Here is a 15,255-nt window from a genome sequence, read left to right on the forward strand (position 1 = left end):
TTGATTAAGCAAGATGTTTAGGTGGACTCGTCAATAAAGAAATAAGAAGTCCAATAATAGCTCCAAGAACGGCAGGGATGGCCCAGCCGATCCCAAGACTGTATAAAGGAACAACAGCTTCTAAAAATTTAGGGAATCCGCCTAGAGGGATCTTCGCTGCCACTAACCCGTCGATTACGGCAAAGATACCTGTAAAAATGAGTGAAGTCATATAAATAATCCGTCTTCCGTTGATCCAGCGATCAAGAAAAGATAAGAGAATGATCACGATGGCTAACGGATAAATCGCAACAAGCACGGGAACAGAGAGCGAAATAATTTGTGCCAGTCCAAGGTTTGCTACAAATGTACTGAATAAAGATACAACTAAAACAACTGTACGATAAGAAAAGCGTGGAAATAGCGAAGAAAAATATTCCCCGCAGGATGAAACAAGTCCAATACTTGTGGTCAAACAAGCAAATAAAATCGCAGCCCCTAACACAATATTTCCAGCAGAACCAAATAAAAAGTTAGCCGCAAGCGAAAGGAGTTTTCCGCCATCATTTGCCCCGACCATACCGGTTGCCTCAGGACTTGATGCTCCGACATAAGCGAGTGATATGTACACAAGAGCTAGTCCAGCAGCTGCGACAAGCCCTGCTTTAATACAGGCTGCTGCAATCGATTTACGTTCTGTAATACCACGCTCTTTCACAGCCGTGACAACGACAATTCCGAAAACGATTGATGCTAGAGCATCCATCGTTTTGTAGCCTTCTAAAAAGCCGGTAAACAGCGGGCTTCCTGCATAGGTTGGATGTGGACTTCCAATTCCACCCATTGGTGTCGCGATCGCTTTGATCACAATTAAAGCAATGACAGCGAGTAAAATTGGTGTTAAAATTTTACCGATTCGGTCAACAAGCTTCGATGGATTTAAAGCAAGAACATAGGTAATGCCGAAAAAAGCAATCGAAAACAAGAATAATGGAATCCATGATTCAGTCTGCGCTTCAGACAGAAACGGCGCCAGCCCAATCTCATAAGAAACCGTCCCAGTACGAGGGATTGCAAAGAAAGGTCCAATGGATAAATATAAAATGACGGTGAAAATGGTACCGAATGTAGGGTGAGCTTTATCAGCAAGCCCTTTTGCACCTGTTCCTGTCAAGGCAACGGCAATGATGCCTAGCAGCGGTAGTCCCACGCCTGTCAGTAAAAATCCACCGATCGCAAGCCATACGTTTTCACCTGCATACTGTCCAAGTACAGGAGGGAATATCATATTGCCTGCGCCAAAAAAGAGTGCAAACAACATTAAGCCGATGGCTAATGTGTCTGTTTGACTTAACTTATTTTTCATAAGGTTATCCCCCTATTATTTTATTTTTCCGCCATGTTTAAATATTCTGTTAATTTAGGAAAAAATATGACAATGGCACTATGCATGATATAGTGAATTGATGAGGTTGTCAATATACCGCTTTATATTGAAATAAAAGGAATTCGGATCATATTAGTTAAACGCAAGAGGATAAGGAGTTTCGCAATGATGTATCTTGATAATAGTGCAACCACAAAACCGTACCCTGAGGTTTTACAAGTATATCAGCAAGTGAGTGAGCGTTATTTTGGAAATCCATCTTCGCTTCATCAGCTCGGAATAGATGCAAGCCGGCTGTTAAATGAAACGAGAAAACAAATGCTTCACTACACGGGCTTAAAACAATATGAGATTATTTTTACTTCTGGTGCTACAGAAGCGAATAACATTGCCATTAAAGGAGCAGCACTTGCCAAAATGAATCGTGGCAAGCACATTGTGACGACAGCAATTGAGCATCCTTCTGTCATTGAATCGTTTGAACAGCTGAAGGCGTTATTTGGCTTTGATATCTCCTATATTCAAGTAAATGAGCATGGCCATGCAGATATGATGCATTTAAAAGAAGTGCTTCGCCCTGATACAGTGCTTGTCAGCATGATGCACGTCAATAACGAAACGGGTGCCATCCAGCCGATTGAAGAAGCTGCTGGCATCATTCGTGAGCATGCCGAAAACGCGCTTTTTCATGTCGACGGGGTGCAGGGAATGTGCAAAGTAGCACTTAATAAACAGCTGGATGTAGATCTTTTGACGATGTCAGGTCATAAAATTCATGGCTTAAAAGGCACAGGCGCACTCTTTTTAAAGAAAGATGTCATTCTCGCCCCTTTCATTACAGGCGGAGAGCAGGAATTAGGGCTTCGTTCAGGTACTGAAAACCCTGCTGGAGCTGTCAGCTTGGCAAAAGCCATGAAACAATCATTTGAACAGCTTGACAAGCATCACGATGAGATGCTGAACTTAAAAACGCAGCTGCAAAAACAGCTTGGAGACATAGAAGGTATTGTGATGAACACACCGAGGACGCAAAGTGCACCGCACATTGTGAATTTTTCAGTGCCAGGTATTCAAATTGAAGTCCTCCTCCATATGCTTGAAAAAGAAGGCATATATGTTTCTACAACCTCTGCCTGTTCAGCCAAGAAAAAAGAGCCGAGCCGTGTACTGCTGGCGATGGGAAAACCAGAGGAAGTGGCCAAAAGCAGTATGAGAATCAGCTTGACGTATGGACAAGGACCAGAGCTTGCATCGCAAATCATCACATCGATCACACAAAGTGTGAAAAAATTAAAAGGAATGAGATAACAGCATGAAATATGATCATATTTTAGTCCGTTTTGGTGAGATCTCAACAAAAGGGAAGAATAGAAAGAAATTCATTGAAAAACTAAGACAGCACATTCGGTACGTCTTAAAGGATTTTGAAGCATTAAAGTATGCATCTGATAGAGACCGTATCACGATTATGCTGAACGGAGAAGACCCTGAACCGATTTCAGAACAGCTCAAAAGTGTATTTGGCATTCAGAGCTTTAGTCTTGCGGTTAAATGTGAGACGAATCTAGATGCGATTAAAAATGCGGCACTAACAGCGGTACAGGAAGTGTATGAACAGGGGAATACATTTAAAGTATCAACGAAACGTTCTTATAAACAATTTGAACTTGATTCAAATGAAATGAACCGCGAAATTGGCGGACATGTTCTAAGGAATACGGAAAACTTAACAGTCAATGTGAAACAGCCCGATGTGCATTTACGCATCGAAATCAGAGAGCACGCCACGTACATTACATTTAAAGATGTCAAAGGTGCAGGCGGCCTGCCGGTTGGTTCTAGCGGAAGAGCGATGCTCATGCTTTCAGGCGGCTTTGACAGCCCAGTTGCCGGCTATCAAGCAATGAAACGCGGAATTCAAATTGAAGCTGTGCATTTCTTTAGCCCGCCGTATACAAGTGAACGTGCAAAACAAAAGGTCATTGATCTTGCAGAATGCCTAGCAGCATATGGAGGCGAAGTGAAGCTTCACATCGTACCTTTTACAAAAATTCAAGAGCTAATCCACAAACAAGTACCTGAAAACTATACGATGACATCAACAAGAAGAATGATGCTGAAAATAGCTGACAAAATAAGAGAAAAGCGTGATGCCCTTGCGATTATTACTGGTGAAAGCCTTGGGCAAGTGGCAAGTCAGACACTTGAAAGCATGTATGCCATTAATCATGTGACCAATACACCAATCATCCGCCCGCTCATAGCTGTCGATAAAAATGACATTATTGATGAAGCAAGAAGAATTGGCACATACGATACAAGCATTCAGCCTTTCGAGGATTGCTGTACGATCTTTACGCCGCCGTCCCCTAAAACAAAACCAAAGCTTGAGAAGGTAGAACGCTACGAAAGCTTTGCTGATTTCGAGCCGATGCTGGACGAGGCAGTAGAGCAAATTGAAACAATTATTGTGACAAATGAAAAGAAAACGGCAGATGAATTCGCTGATTTATTCTAAAACGAAAATTTCATAATAATTACCATAAAATCAATCGCATGAAGTCATGTGTTTCTACACATTCTATATTCACAAGGAGGTGAGAACACATGGCTCAACAAAACAGACAAAGCAGTTCTAACCAATTACTAGTACCAGGCGCTGCACAAGCTATCGACCAAATGAAGTACGAAATCGCTTCTGAATTTGGTGTAAACCTTGGTGCAGAAACAACATCTCGCGCTAACGGATCAGTTGGTGGAGAAATCACTAAGCGTCTTGTATCTTACGCTCAACAACATATGGGTGGCGGATCTTTCTAAGACACACAATTTAAAAGCTATGGCTTATGAGCGGGATGATTCCCGCTCTTTTCTTTTTGTACATATAAATAGTTAGAATATTTTTAAAAAAGGAGACGGATTTAAAAAATTATGGCATAATACTAGGAGTAGGTCCTAATTCAAGCATTTTTCAGTTATGAGTGTTAGAATAGGTAAATTGAAACATGTTTCGTTTCATAAGAAAGAGGCTAAAAGGAGCTGTACCATGAAAAGAGAAGACTTAATTGCACCAGAACAATATAACTTAGTCAGTGAGATTGAATCGTTCAGTCATGACAAGGAGAAAATGGCCCTGCACTGGCAGGACGGCAATGGTCACGAAGCGCATGTAACATATGCAGCATTAGTGGAAGAGGCAAATAAAATTGGACATGTTTTATTAAAAGCAGGCTTCAAAAAAGGCGATAAAATCATTGTGATGGTGCCGCGCATGCTCGAGGCATACAGCATTTATTTAGCGATTTTGAAAACAGGAATGGTCGTGATTCCTTGTTCTGAAATGCTGCGTGCGAAAGATTTAGATTACCGAATTGAACACGCAGAAGCAAAAGGAGCGATCGTTTACTCTTCATTCATTCAATCGTTCGACGGAACTAAAAAGCCGAACGATTTTAAAACATTCTCAATCGGTGAAAACGATCATGGCTGGACAAACATTCTAGCGCAAAAGGAAGAGCAATCAAACGAACTTAAGTTGGCAGATACAAAGCGCACAGACATGGCGTTTTTATCCTATACATCAGGTACAACAGGGAACCCAAAAGGGGTTGTTCATACACACGGATGGGCGTATGCACATTTACGCACAGCTGCCAAAGCATGGCTCTCCATTAATGAAGGAGATAAAGTATGGGCGACAGCAGGACCAGGCTGGCAAAAATGGGTGTGGAGTCCCCTCTTATCTGTATTAGGAAGTGGAGCAGAAGGCTTTGTATATGGAGGAAAATTCAATCCAAATACATACTTAGAGCTGCTTCAAAAAAATGAAATCAATGTCCTATGTTGTACACCGACAGAATATCGCTTTATGGCAAAAGTAGATGATTTGAGTCAGTATGAGCTGCCGAAGCTGCATAGTGCTGTTTCTGCGGGAGAGCCGCTGAACCGTGAAGTCATTGATACATTCAAAAAGCATTTCGATATAGAAGTACGAGACGGCTATGGCCAAACTGAAAGCACACTGCTCGTAGGGGTGCTAAAAGGAATGGACATCAAGCCAGGAAGTATGGGAAAACCAACCCCTGGAAACGAAGTAGATATCATTGATGAGGATGGAAACGTCTGCGCACCTGGAGAGATTGGTGACATTGCGGTCCATCTCGAAACACCAGCTCTATTTAAGGAATATTACAAAGATGAAGAGCGTACAAAGGCACAGCGCCGAGGAAATTACTTTATTACGGGTGACCGCGCGAAAAAAGACGAAGATGGGTACTTCTGGTTTGAAAGCCGCAGAGATGACATCATTGTCAGCTCAGGCTATACGATTGGACCGTTTGAAGTAGAGGATGCGCTGATCAAGCATCCAGCAGTGAAGGAATGTGCAGTTGTGGCGAGCCCAGATGAAATCAGAGGATCAATCGTGAAAGCATACGTCGTCCTTCGTGATGGAACTGCGCAAAGTGATGAACTGATCAAAGAGCTGCAAACACATGTGAAAAACACAACAGCACCGTACAAATACCCAAGAGAAATCGAATTCATTGACGAATTGCCAAAAACACCGTCAGCGAAAATTCGCCGTGTAGAGCTGAGAGAAAGAGAGCTTGCACGAAAAAGTAAATAATGAAAAAATGAGAAGCGTTTGGATGGAAGCATCCAGCGCTTTTTTTGTACGGAAAATTAAATTTGTTGAAAGCAGGCAGGGTGCTTTATGTTAAAATATGTAGGAATTTCTGAAAAAGGAGAATGTTAGTAGATGTCCATTGCGATCATTCATGGAATTGTACTTGCCTTTGGTCTCATTTTACCTTTGGGCGCACAAAATGTATTTGTATTTCAACAAGGAGCGCTGCAGCCTCGATTATATCGAGCAATGCCTGTCGTCATCACGGCTGCTCTTTGTGACACACTTTTAATTGCTTTAGCTGTCATAGGTGTTTCTGTTGTGGTGTTTACCATTCCAGTACTGCAAATTGGTCTTTATATCATTGGTTTTTGTTTTTTAGTTTATATGGGATGGTCGGTATGGAACACAAGCTCATCATCAGGTGATCAAGAGAAGCAGAAATTAATGCCTGCAAGAAAACAAATTGTATTTGCTTGTTCCGTTTCTCTTTTAAATCCCCACGCGATTCTCGATACGATTGGTGTCATTGGGACAAATTCGCTGCAATATAGCGGCGCAGAAAAGCTGGCATTCACACTTGCCTGTATCATCGTGTCCTGGTTATGGTTTATTGGTCTCGCCCTTTTAGGGAAGATGTTAGGGAAGTTAGATACAAACGGCATATGGATGAACCGTATCAATAAAGCTTCCGCGGTCATGATCTGGCTGGTTGCGTTATACATTGCGTATCAATTGATTGTGTAAAGGTACATAGAGAATAAAACAAAGAAGCGTTTGGACGTAATGATCCAGCGCTTTTTTTGTATATTAGACAGCTTTTCCAGCCAGTGTCAGCATGATCTTAAGAGGTAAATCAGATGCAATTGCCTAGAGGAAATGATAAAGAGTAGGATTTATGCTACATTATCACTAGTGGGTTTTATTGGTAATTAAGTCTATTACATTATTTTCCTTTAAAGGTTATAATCTTTATTAAATTTACTAAAGGAGGCTATATGATGAAGATAAGAAAAATGTTTTGTATGTTATTGTTCATATCACTTTTATTTGGACAATATCCTGTGGGAAACGCTGTTACCATAAAGGAGGACGAGCCTTTTAAAAAGATACAAAATGATAAAGCAGCAGAAAAACTCATAAAAAAAGCAAAAAAAAGCTCTCAATTTTTAGAGGCAAAAGAATTAGCCCAAAAAAAAGGATATCTATTAAATGGAGAAAGTGCAGCAGTTCATTTGAAAGCTGCTAAAACGGATGTTGTCTATTTTTATCTGAAAAAACAGAAGTCAGATAATCAGGCTCTTAACAATGTTTCCTTCATTTCAGTTTCACTGAGTCAAATAAAAGCTCACTATATTCAACTTGCGGAATACGATGAGAAAGGGAATTTGCACTCATATTTCTTTCAAAATGGAAAATTGAAAAATAAGTTCCTTATCAACCAAAAAGGGGAGTTTTTAAAAGGATCTTTTACCTATGGTGAAAATGGTGCAAAGCAAGATATGATGGAATTAAATAAAAAAATTGTCCAAATAGATGATTCGGAAATCCAAACGAGTTTTAATTGGAACAAGTTTTGGAACTGCTTAAAAAAGCAAAGCGGTCCGAATGAATCTCTTCCGTTACGTTCAATGGTTCTTGGAGCGTGTTATTATATTTGTTTTACGGGACCTGCTAGCTGTATTGCATGCGCGGTGATTAATGGAGGTATATCAGCAGGATTGGCCGGTTATTGTGTGAAAAAAGTTTGGTGAATAGGGGGTTTTTAGAATGGCTCATAAAGAACAGCGTAAAGGAGTAGTTCTTGCTGTTTTAGATACGTTAACATTTGGTATACCAGTGTTGCTATGGAATTTATATAAGAATACGAATACAACATTGAAATTAATGATCCCGATCATTCCGATTGTTGGTTTCATAACGTATCTTTTAGCATCCCTTCATTAATAGGATAAAAAATCCTTAGCATGAGCGTAGCGCTCATGCTTTTTTCATTGGGTCATTTTTTAAAAATCGTTTGATTTAATAGACGGAGAGCTTGTACGATATCATCCATTTGTTCTATATCTGAGGGAGATAGGCTATCTATTAGCATCCTTTCGATATGCTGGAAGGCTTCGTTCATACAGGCCCGGCCTTTGTCAGAAAGTATAATGACATGTTTTCGTTTGTCATTACGGTCTTCTTCTCTAGCAATGAATTGTTTTTCTTGCAGCTTTTTCAGTTCTCTGCTGACATTTGGAAGAGACATATGCTGGCAGTCTGCGATTTCACTAGGGGTAAGCGGTTCGCTGACCGCTAGCTGCTCTAAAATCAAATATTGTAAGGGTGTTAATTCTGGTGGTTTGACTTTGCTCATCATATTATGTTTTAACTCTGAAAAAGTAGAAGCAAATGCGACGAATTCCTTGAAGAAATGTGGATGTTGCATGATGATCACCTCCTACGTAACATATCAAATTTATTATCAAAAAACAATTATCATTTGACAACAAATTTGGTAAGGTGTATCATTTTGTTATCAAATGATAACAAAAGGAGAAAAATATGAATGTACTCATTATTTATACTCACCCTCATCACAATAGTTTAAATGGTGCTTTTTTTAAAGAAATTGTTAGAGGCAGCGAAGAAAATCCAATCGTTCAAGAAGTGAAAATCATCGATTTATATCAAGAAAAATTTGATCCTGTACTTGTTTTTAATGAAGAGAAAAAGAGACGTGATATGCATAAAGATCCTGACATTCGCCAGTATCAGGATAAGATTAAGTGGGCGGATAAAATCGTGTTCGTTTATCCCATTTGGTGGGGGCGACCGCCAGCTATGCTGCTTGGCTTTATTGACCGCATGTTTGCTGCGAATTTCGCTTATCGTCAAACAGGTGGTCTGCTGCCAGAAGGATTATTAAAAGGGAAAAGTGCCGTTTGTGTATCGACAATGCAAGGACCAACCAACTACCCTTTGTTCTTTTTACAAAATGCGCACAAGATGTTAATGAAACGAGCTCTCTTGCAATATGTCGGAATCAAACCTGTGAAGTTCTTTGAGTTTGGGATGATGGAAAGTCCAAAAGGGAAGCATGACATCAAATTAAAGCGCACATACAACTATTTCAGAAACATCAGCTCTTAATATATTTTGATAAGTCACTTTTCTTCTAATTTGATCCTGTTCTGTTTTAAAATGACATTGAGGCGGGGTCACTTATTCTCGTCACTTGAAAAGGGGGATATGGATGAAGAAAACATTGTTTAAAGATGCAGCACTCTTAACACTTGATCCATCTTTAGGTTTTCTTGAAAAGGGAGATCTATTAATTGAAGGGAAACACATTTTAGAAGTTGGACCTTCAATTGAAGTAAGTGATGCAGACATTGTTGATGCATCTGATATGGTCATCATGCCAGGTCTTGTAGATACACATCGGCATGTGTGGCAGTCTGTCATCCGAGGCATAGGGACAGATTGGTCTTTGCAGACATATTTAAGCAAAATCTATTATGGCAACTATGGAGCAATGAGACGCCCATCCGACGATCGAATCGCCAATTATTTAGGGGCATTAGAGGCTTTAGATGCAGGTGTGACCACGTTTTTAGATTGGACGATGATCAATTCAATGGAGCATACAGAAGAGCTCATTGGAGGATTAAAAGATGCGGGCATACGAGCTGTTTTTGCTTTTGGTTCCTCTGGAGATGCTGAATATTGGGATAGAGAGAGTACGCTCACCAATATGGAGGACGCAGCACGTGTGAAAAAAGCGCATTTTCAATCATCAGATCAGCTTTTAACAATGGGACTTGCGATTCGTGGTCCAGAGTTTTCTTCATGGGAGACGTCGGTATTTGAAATTGAAACAGCCCGGTCTCTAGATGCTCTATGCAGTATGCACATCGGCTTTGGGAATTGGGGAGCGGAGGATCGATCGATTGAGCGGCTTCACAAAGCAGGGCTGCTTGGACCGGATTTGAATATGGTGCATATTAACGCAATCGATGCGGATCAAATGAAGATGCTGGCAGACAGCGGAAGCTCCATCTCCATTACCCCTGAAATTGAAATGATGATGGGTCACGGTTATCCTGTTACAGGACTTGCGATTGAACAAGGTGTTCTTCCAACGCTCGGTGTAGACGTAGTGACAGCGACAGGTGGAGATTTGTTTGCTCAAATGAAATTCGGGCTTCAGGCAGAGCGCGCGATCCAAAATCAATCGTTGTTAATGGATGGGATCATGCCGGGGCCTGACCTTGGGCTGTCTGCTCATCAAATGCTTGAGGCTGCGACGATCAATGGCGCTCGTGCATTACAGCTTGATCATAAAATTGGGTCGCTTACACCTGGGAAAGAAGCGGATTTTATTTTGATCGATCGGACAAGCATGAATCTTCTTCCGATGACTGATCCGGCTGGAGCGGTTGTCCAAATGGCACATCCTTCAAATGTTGATTCTGTTTATGTGGCTGGAAAAGCAGTGAAACAAAACGGAAAGCTTGTCGGTGTGAACCTAGAAGAGGTCAAACGAAAAGCTTATGCGGCAAGAGACCATATTTTATCACACAAGTTTGAATCAACACCTTCATAAATAAAATAACCCCATAGGCCTTGCCTATGGGGATTTGATTACAAGGAATCCTTAATGACCTTTTTATAATATTGGACAGATAGGAATCCGAAGACAGAATATAGGGCAGTGTAAATCGACATAACGATGAGCATTGGAGTCCACAATTCTCCGCCGAATAAAAACCAGCCTGATTGTACAGCAAAGTAGCTGTGCAGCAATCCGACGATGAGCGGAATCCCAAAGTTAAACAGCTGTTTAAGCCGGATGCCTTTTAATAGATCTTTCTCAGTAAAACCAAGCTTACGCAAGATCGTATAGGAGCTTTGTTCCTCTTCACTTTCATTCATTTGTTTAAAGTATAAAATACAGCCAGATGTGACAAGGAAGCTAAGGCCTAAAAACCCGACCACAAACATCATCAGTCCTATTGTTTGTTTTTGCTGCTGAGCTGAAGCTAATTGAGACATGCTGTTGTCACTTAGTTTTAAAGATGTAAACACGCTATTTGCTTGTTCAAGATTTTTATCATCTTTTATATTGACTGAGATATATTGGCTATTTTCAAGCTGTAGCTTTGGATCTTTTTGTTGATCGAGCTGCTCAAAAACATTTTGACTCACGACGGCAACAGGTAGACCGCCAAAAGTGAAGTTGTAAGAAATGAGATAATCTTTCTTCATATCTATGACTTTCAAATCAAGCGGTTTCTTAATGAGAAGCTTCACATCGCCTGAGCTTTGAATCGGCATGAATTTCTTTAATAGATCACTGTAGCCGCTTAAAATAACTTCGTTGTTCTCCACATGAAAATTTGGTGCATTTTTCTCACTGATCACAGGCAGTGTCAATACGCCTGGATCATTCTTCATATTTTTCACCTCTGAATCCACTATTTTTTTCGCATCAAATTTCGCTTGAATCACTTTGAACTGCTTTTGATCATAAGCAATATGTTTGTCAGAAAGTGCACGAGTGAAGGTTGCTGCTTCTTTTTCTGAGCCCATGGCGAAATGAGCTGGAATCATCTGCTCAGCGGTTTTTTCTGCTGAGTAATAGGAAATGTAGCTAAGAGCCAGCAAACCGATGGCAAGTGCAGATACGGTTGTAATAATCGTTAAAAGCAGTGCATTTGATTTTAGCCGGAACATAATGGATGACAGAGATAATACTTCATGAATGGCGAGATAGCCATTTTTTCTTTTACGTACGATATTGGCAATGAAAGAAACAGAGCCTTTGTAAAAAAGAAAGGTACCGATGATAACAGAGGCTAGAATATAAATCATGGCTAAAAGTAACTCAATCATGGACGTATATGAGCCTGTAAAAAGCTTAGAAGAAATATAATAGCCTGAGCTGATCAAGACAATACCGAAAACTCCAATGATGATTTCAAACACAGAGATCTTTTTCACACGCTGTTCTGTCGAAGACGTTGTTCTAAACAAAGATAAAATCGTTTGTTTATTAATAAAACGTCTATTTCTCAGCATAATCAATCCATAGATAATAAAAAAGACAATGAGTGTTTGCAGAAGGGCCATGCCTGAAAAATGCAGATTGGCGATGGCATTAACACCAGTCACTTTAAATAACACCATCAGCATCAGTTTTGAACCGATAAATCCGGCAATGATGCCGATAGTCATGGCTGTCACGTATAGGATAAAGTTCTCTGCATTGAGCAGTCTGGAAATTTTTTGTTTCGTCATACCAATGAGCTGTAAGAGCCCTATTTCTTTTCCTCTGCGTTTGATAAAAATACTATTCGCATATAGCAGGAAAATACCGACGATGGCTATAAGCAGAACCGAAGCGGCTTTAATCGAAGCACCGCCTTTAATGGAGCCTTTTACATCATCAAGTGCTGGTGAGTATTGCAAGGTGACAAAGGAAAAATAGAGCGCCACACTAAACACGAGAGCAAACACATATAAATAGTAATTCTTCAAATTTTTCTTCAGGTTACGGAAGATGAGCTGATTAATGTTCATGCTTCACACCGCCTAGGACACCTTGCGTTTTCATAATATCCTCGAAAAACATCTTTCTCTCTAAAGCGCCTTTATTCAACTGTGTATAAATCTGTCCATCCTTGATAAAAATGACGCGGCTTGAATAGCTGGCTGCGACAGGATCATGTGTTACCATCACAATGGTTGCTTTACGTTTGCGGTTGAAATCTTGCAGTTTGTTGAGCAGGTCAGATGCCGATTTGGAATCAAGTGCCCCTGTAGGTTCATCAGCGAAGATAAGACTTGGTTCATGAATGAAGGCACGAACCGCCGATGTCCGTTGCTTTTGTCCGCCAGAGAGTTCGTTCGGGTATTTGTCTCTTAGTTCATAAATCCCCATGTCTTCTGCAAGCTGTTGAAAACGTTCAAAAGCTTCTTTTTTTGGCGTTTTGGAGATGGATAAAGGCAAAAGGATGTTTTCTTTGACTGTGAGTGTATCAAGTAAATTATAATCTTGAAAAACAAAGCCAAGCTGCTTTTTTCTAAATTCCGCAAGCTGCTGATCCTTCATTTGCGTCATCTCAGCATCTGCAATACGAATAGATCCGCTGGACACATGATCGATAGACGACAATACGTTCAGAAGGGTTGTTTTCCCCGAGCCTGATGGCCCCATGATACTGACAAATTCCCCGGCTTCAATGGTTAAATCAATACCACTCAGCACCTCTTGTTTGTTGAATTTATTTCCATAGCTTTTATAAATTTTGCGAGCTTCTAAAATGTTCATTTGCTGAACCCCTTTTTCTTTTAATTGATAACTCTAGTATAAAAAGAAGCCTGCCAGACGTCCTTCGATTTGGCGAACAAAACAGACGAGCATGTGACATTGTTGTCACATGCTTGTTTTTTAAACAAATTGTATGTAAACCAGTTTCAGGGTGAGTTTTCTTTCCCCATTTATTTTATCTGTTTTTCACTCTTATGTATCAATCTTCTCAGATTTTTCATGTCAGGATGCTGTTTTGAAGCTTTACATGGCCATTTTATTCATGTATGATATGCATATTAAATAAATGCATAGTAAATCTATGTATTGGAGGTAACTAAGAATGAAAGTGAGTAAAGAGCTTCTAAAGGGAAGTACAGCTACCCTTATTTTAAGCTTATTAAATGAAAGACCGATGTATGGATATGAAATGATTAAAGAATTAGAGACGAAATCGGAAGGGATTTTCAGCTTTAAAGAAGGAACAATCTATCCTATTTTGCACAATTTGGAGGGGAAAGAGTTCATTATCTCTTATTGGGGCGAAGGGAATGGCAACCGGAAAAGAAAGTATTACAAAATAAATGAACAAGGGAAAGCATTGATACAGGAAAAGAAAGAAGAATGGAACGTATTCAAACAAGCAGTTGATGGCGTTTTGAACGGAGAGAAAATCGCATGGGATTAGATAAAAAGTTCGAGAAGTATGTCAAAAGTGTATGTAAACGAATTAAAAATAAAGATGTTCATTCGAATATAAAGCTTGAGCTGATGGATCATCTATACACGCTAAAAGAGGAAGCAATGAATGCTGGGATGTCTGAAGAAGAGGCGGTAGAGCAAGCGTTGGACCAAATTGGTGATGCGGAAATTCTCGGAACGCAGCTTCATGAAACACATAAAGTCCAAATCGATTTTAAGATGATTCTTCTAGTGCTAGCCACTTGTTCTTGCGGGCTGCTTGTGATGTACGTTTTACAGTTTCATTCAGATTTTACAAATCTTCAAAACATGAACATTTTTTATAAAAGCCTTGCCTTTTATCTGGTAGGTTTAGTGCTTATGTTTGGTTTGTTTTCCTTCGATTATCGGCGCTTATTGAAATACTCTTGGCATTTATACATTGGGACACTCGGAATGCTGATTTTTTCGATGGTGTTCGGGTCAAGAGTGAACGGTATTCTTTTTTTAAGAATACGTGATGTATCAATAAATTTGACTGAGATTATGCCTTTTCTTCTAGCTATTTCTTTAGCAGGTATCTTTCACAATTGGAATTGGGAGAATGCATACAAAACTTGGCTTGGAGTAGGGATGATGGCTTTACCAATTATTTTAATCAGTACGATTGGTTTTCTTCCTGCGACCGTTATCTGTCTGGTCATGTGCTTAACCGTGATGTATGTGTCTAGCGCAAGTTATAAGCAAATCATTCTGCTATCAGCAGCAGGCATCTTATATCTAATGGTTGAATTATTTTCTCTTTTTCAAGCAGATGGGCACCTTTTCTTTTATAGAATTCTTGAATTCAGCTCAAACGGGCTCCAGATCACACCTTATGCCATGTCTGAAGTTCACACCGATTGGATGTTTACATATATCATTTATTCATTTGGCTGGTTGGCAGGGCTCATTGCGCTCCTGTTGTTTGTCATCTTTATTCACAGAGTATTTCGTACAGCAAAACGATTGAAAATGGCTTATGGCAAAATGGTCATGACAGGTTTAGCGGCTGTGTTTGCAGCAAAATATCTGTTAAGCATTTTCACAAACTTTGGCTTGCTGCCATTATCTGGAGTGTCTATGCCTTTCATGAGCTATGGAGGTTCACATATTCTTCTAGAAATGATGGCTGTTGGGCTGATCTTAAGTATTTATAGACGAAGACAGATGGGAGATGTTTTTCGCAAAGAAGCGGGAAGTATTTCCTAAGTAAGCCACCTTAATCTCTTCGCGCAAGTTTTG

The 15,255-nt window shown here is 40.0% G+C and carries 15 protein-coding genes; 11 read left to right on the top strand and 4 right to left on the bottom strand.

Features of this window, described 5'->3' with window-relative positions; genetic code table 11:
- Positions 1-4: 4 nt before the first annotated feature.
- Positions 5-1,345, bottom strand: coding sequence for a branched-chain amino acid transport system II carrier protein (gene brnQ, locus C9414_RS05385; RefSeq protein ID WP_107163223.1), 1,341 nt, complete (start codon positions 1,343-1,345; stop codon positions 5-7).
- A 186-nt stretch (positions 1,346-1,531) separates the two neighbouring features.
- On the opposite strand from brnQ, the gene C9414_RS05390 reads away from it, so the two are divergent.
- The 7 genes from C9414_RS05390 to C9414_RS20130 all read left to right on the top strand — a co-directional run bounded on the left by C9414_RS05390 (position 1,532) and on the right by C9414_RS20130 (position 7,940).
- Positions 1,532-2,674, top strand: coding sequence for a cysteine desulfurase family protein (locus C9414_RS05390; protein ID WP_047203755.1), 1,143 nt, complete (start codon positions 1,532-1,534; stop codon positions 2,672-2,674).
- A 4-nt stretch (positions 2,675-2,678) separates the two neighbouring features.
- Positions 2,679-3,884 (top strand): tRNA uracil 4-sulfurtransferase ThiI, encoded by a 1,206-nt coding sequence (gene thiI / locus C9414_RS05395; RefSeq protein ID WP_107163224.1) that lies wholly within the window; start codon positions 2,679-2,681, stop codon positions 3,882-3,884.
- Between the two features lie 89 nt (positions 3,885-3,973).
- Positions 3,974-4,186, top strand: coding sequence for an alpha/beta-type small acid-soluble spore protein (locus C9414_RS05400; protein ID WP_024424829.1), 213 nt, complete (start codon positions 3,974-3,976; stop codon positions 4,184-4,186).
- A 226-nt stretch (positions 4,187-4,412) separates the two neighbouring features.
- Positions 4,413-5,993, top strand: coding sequence for an acyl-CoA synthetase MbcS (gene mbcS / locus C9414_RS05405; RefSeq protein ID WP_107163225.1), 1,581 nt, complete (start codon positions 4,413-4,415; stop codon positions 5,991-5,993).
- Between the two features lie 132 nt (positions 5,994-6,125).
- Positions 6,126-6,740, top strand: a complete 615-nt coding sequence (locus C9414_RS05410; protein ID WP_047203758.1) for a LysE/ArgO family amino acid transporter — start codon at positions 6,126-6,128, stop codon at positions 6,738-6,740.
- 254 nt (positions 6,741-6,994) lie between these two features.
- Positions 6,995-7,747: a hypothetical protein gene (locus C9414_RS05415; protein WP_107163226.1), complete on the top strand. Its 753-nt coding sequence runs from the start codon at positions 6,995-6,997 to the stop codon at positions 7,745-7,747.
- Between the two features lie 16 nt (positions 7,748-7,763).
- A complete protein-coding gene (locus C9414_RS20130; protein WP_180272423.1) occupies positions 7,764-7,940 on the top strand; it encodes a hypothetical protein in 177 nt (58 codons plus the stop codon).
- Between the two features lie 52 nt (positions 7,941-7,992).
- Here the strand turns inward: C9414_RS20130 and C9414_RS05420 are convergent, their stop codons facing one another.
- Positions 7,993-8,424 carry a MarR family winged helix-turn-helix transcriptional regulator gene (locus C9414_RS05420; protein WP_107163227.1) on the bottom strand — a complete coding sequence of 144 codons (432 nt, stop codon included), beginning with the start codon at positions 8,422-8,424 and terminating at the stop codon, positions 7,993-7,995.
- Positions 8,425-8,540: 116 nt separating this feature from the next.
- Between C9414_RS05420 and C9414_RS05425 the strand changes: the two genes are divergently transcribed.
- Both C9414_RS05425 and C9414_RS05430 read left to right on the top strand, forming a co-directional pair.
- Positions 8,541-9,128: an NAD(P)H-dependent oxidoreductase gene (locus tag C9414_RS05425; RefSeq protein WP_107163228.1), complete on the top strand. Its 588-nt coding sequence runs from the start codon at positions 8,541-8,543 to the stop codon at positions 9,126-9,128.
- A gap of 103 nt (positions 9,129-9,231) precedes the next feature.
- On the top strand, positions 9,232-10,584 hold the full coding sequence (locus tag C9414_RS05430; RefSeq protein WP_107163229.1) for an amidohydrolase family protein: 1,353 nt from the start codon (positions 9,232-9,234) through the stop codon (positions 10,582-10,584).
- 38 nt (positions 10,585-10,622) lie between these two features.
- On the opposite strand, the gene C9414_RS05435 is transcribed toward C9414_RS05430, so the two are convergent.
- Together C9414_RS05435 and C9414_RS05440 are read right to left on the bottom strand one after the other, a co-directional pair.
- Complete coding sequence (locus C9414_RS05435) at positions 10,623-12,560, bottom strand: ABC transporter permease (RefSeq protein ID WP_107163230.1); 1,938 nt, start codon at positions 12,558-12,560, stop codon at positions 10,623-10,625.
- Positions 12,550-13,311: an ABC transporter ATP-binding protein gene (locus C9414_RS05440; protein WP_024426158.1), complete on the bottom strand. Its 762-nt coding sequence runs from the start codon at positions 13,309-13,311 to the stop codon at positions 12,550-12,552. The genes C9414_RS05435 and C9414_RS05440 overlap by 11 nt, the downstream gene beginning before the upstream one ends.
- Before the next feature lie 322 nt (positions 13,312-13,633).
- Between C9414_RS05440 and C9414_RS05445 the strand changes: the two genes are divergently transcribed.
- Both C9414_RS05445 and C9414_RS05450 read left to right on the top strand, forming a co-directional pair.
- Positions 13,634-13,978: a PadR family transcriptional regulator gene (locus C9414_RS05445; protein ID WP_047203764.1), complete on the top strand. Its 345-nt coding sequence runs from the start codon at positions 13,634-13,636 to the stop codon at positions 13,976-13,978.
- On the top strand, positions 13,969-15,222 hold the full coding sequence (locus C9414_RS05450; protein WP_107163231.1) for an FtsW/RodA/SpoVE family cell cycle protein: 1,254 nt from the start codon (positions 13,969-13,971) through the stop codon (positions 15,220-15,222). The genes C9414_RS05445 and C9414_RS05450 overlap by 10 nt, the downstream gene beginning before the upstream one ends.
- Positions 15,223-15,255: the final 33 nt, after the last annotated feature.

It is taken from the genome of Bacillus sp. Nf3, assembly GCF_003028545.1.
Classification (GTDB): domain Bacteria; phylum Bacillota; class Bacilli; order Bacillales; family Bacillaceae; genus Bacillus; species Bacillus safensis.

Excerpts from the sequence above, each read along its gene's own strand:
- mbcS (WP_107163225.1), top strand. The coding sequence starts at position 4,413 with ATGAAAAGAGAAGACTTAATTGCACCAGAACAATATAACTTAGTCAGT.
- C9414_RS05445 (WP_047203764.1), top strand. The coding sequence starts at position 13,634 with ATGAAAGTGAGTAAAGAGCTTCTAAAGGGAAGTACAGCTACCCTTATT.
- C9414_RS05420 (WP_107163227.1), bottom strand. The coding sequence starts at position 8,424 with ATGCAACATCCACATTTCTTCAAGGAATTCGTCGCATTTGCTTCTACT.
- C9414_RS05410 (WP_047203758.1), top strand. The coding sequence starts at position 6,126 with ATGTCCATTGCGATCATTCATGGAATTGTACTTGCCTTTGGTCTCATT.
- C9414_RS05430 (WP_107163229.1), top strand. The coding sequence starts at position 9,232 with ATGAAGAAAACATTGTTTAAAGATGCAGCACTCTTAACACTTGATCCA.
- C9414_RS05390 (WP_047203755.1), top strand. The coding sequence starts at position 1,532 with ATGATGTATCTTGATAATAGTGCAACCACAAAACCGTACCCTGAGGTT.
- C9414_RS05440 (WP_024426158.1), bottom strand. The coding sequence starts at position 13,311 with ATGAACATTTTAGAAGCTCGCAAAATTTATAAAAGCTATGGAAATAAA.
- brnQ (WP_107163223.1), bottom strand. The coding sequence starts at position 1,345 with ATGAAAAATAAGTTAAGTCAAACAGACACATTAGCCATCGGCTTAATG.
- C9414_RS05425 (WP_107163228.1), top strand. The coding sequence starts at position 8,541 with ATGAATGTACTCATTATTTATACTCACCCTCATCACAATAGTTTAAAT.
- C9414_RS05400 (WP_024424829.1), top strand. The coding sequence starts at position 3,974 with ATGGCTCAACAAAACAGACAAAGCAGTTCTAACCAATTACTAGTACCA.
- C9414_RS05415 (WP_107163226.1), top strand. The coding sequence starts at position 6,995 with ATGAAGATAAGAAAAATGTTTTGTATGTTATTGTTCATATCACTTTTA.
- C9414_RS20130 (WP_180272423.1), top strand. The coding sequence starts at position 7,764 with ATGGCTCATAAAGAACAGCGTAAAGGAGTAGTTCTTGCTGTTTTAGAT.
- C9414_RS05435 (WP_107163230.1), bottom strand. The coding sequence starts at position 12,560 with ATGAACATTAATCAGCTCATCTTCCGTAACCTGAAGAAAAATTTGAAG.
- thiI (WP_107163224.1), top strand. The coding sequence starts at position 2,679 with ATGAAATATGATCATATTTTAGTCCGTTTTGGTGAGATCTCAACAAAA.
- C9414_RS05450 (WP_107163231.1), top strand. The coding sequence starts at position 13,969 with ATGGGATTAGATAAAAAGTTCGAGAAGTATGTCAAAAGTGTATGTAAA.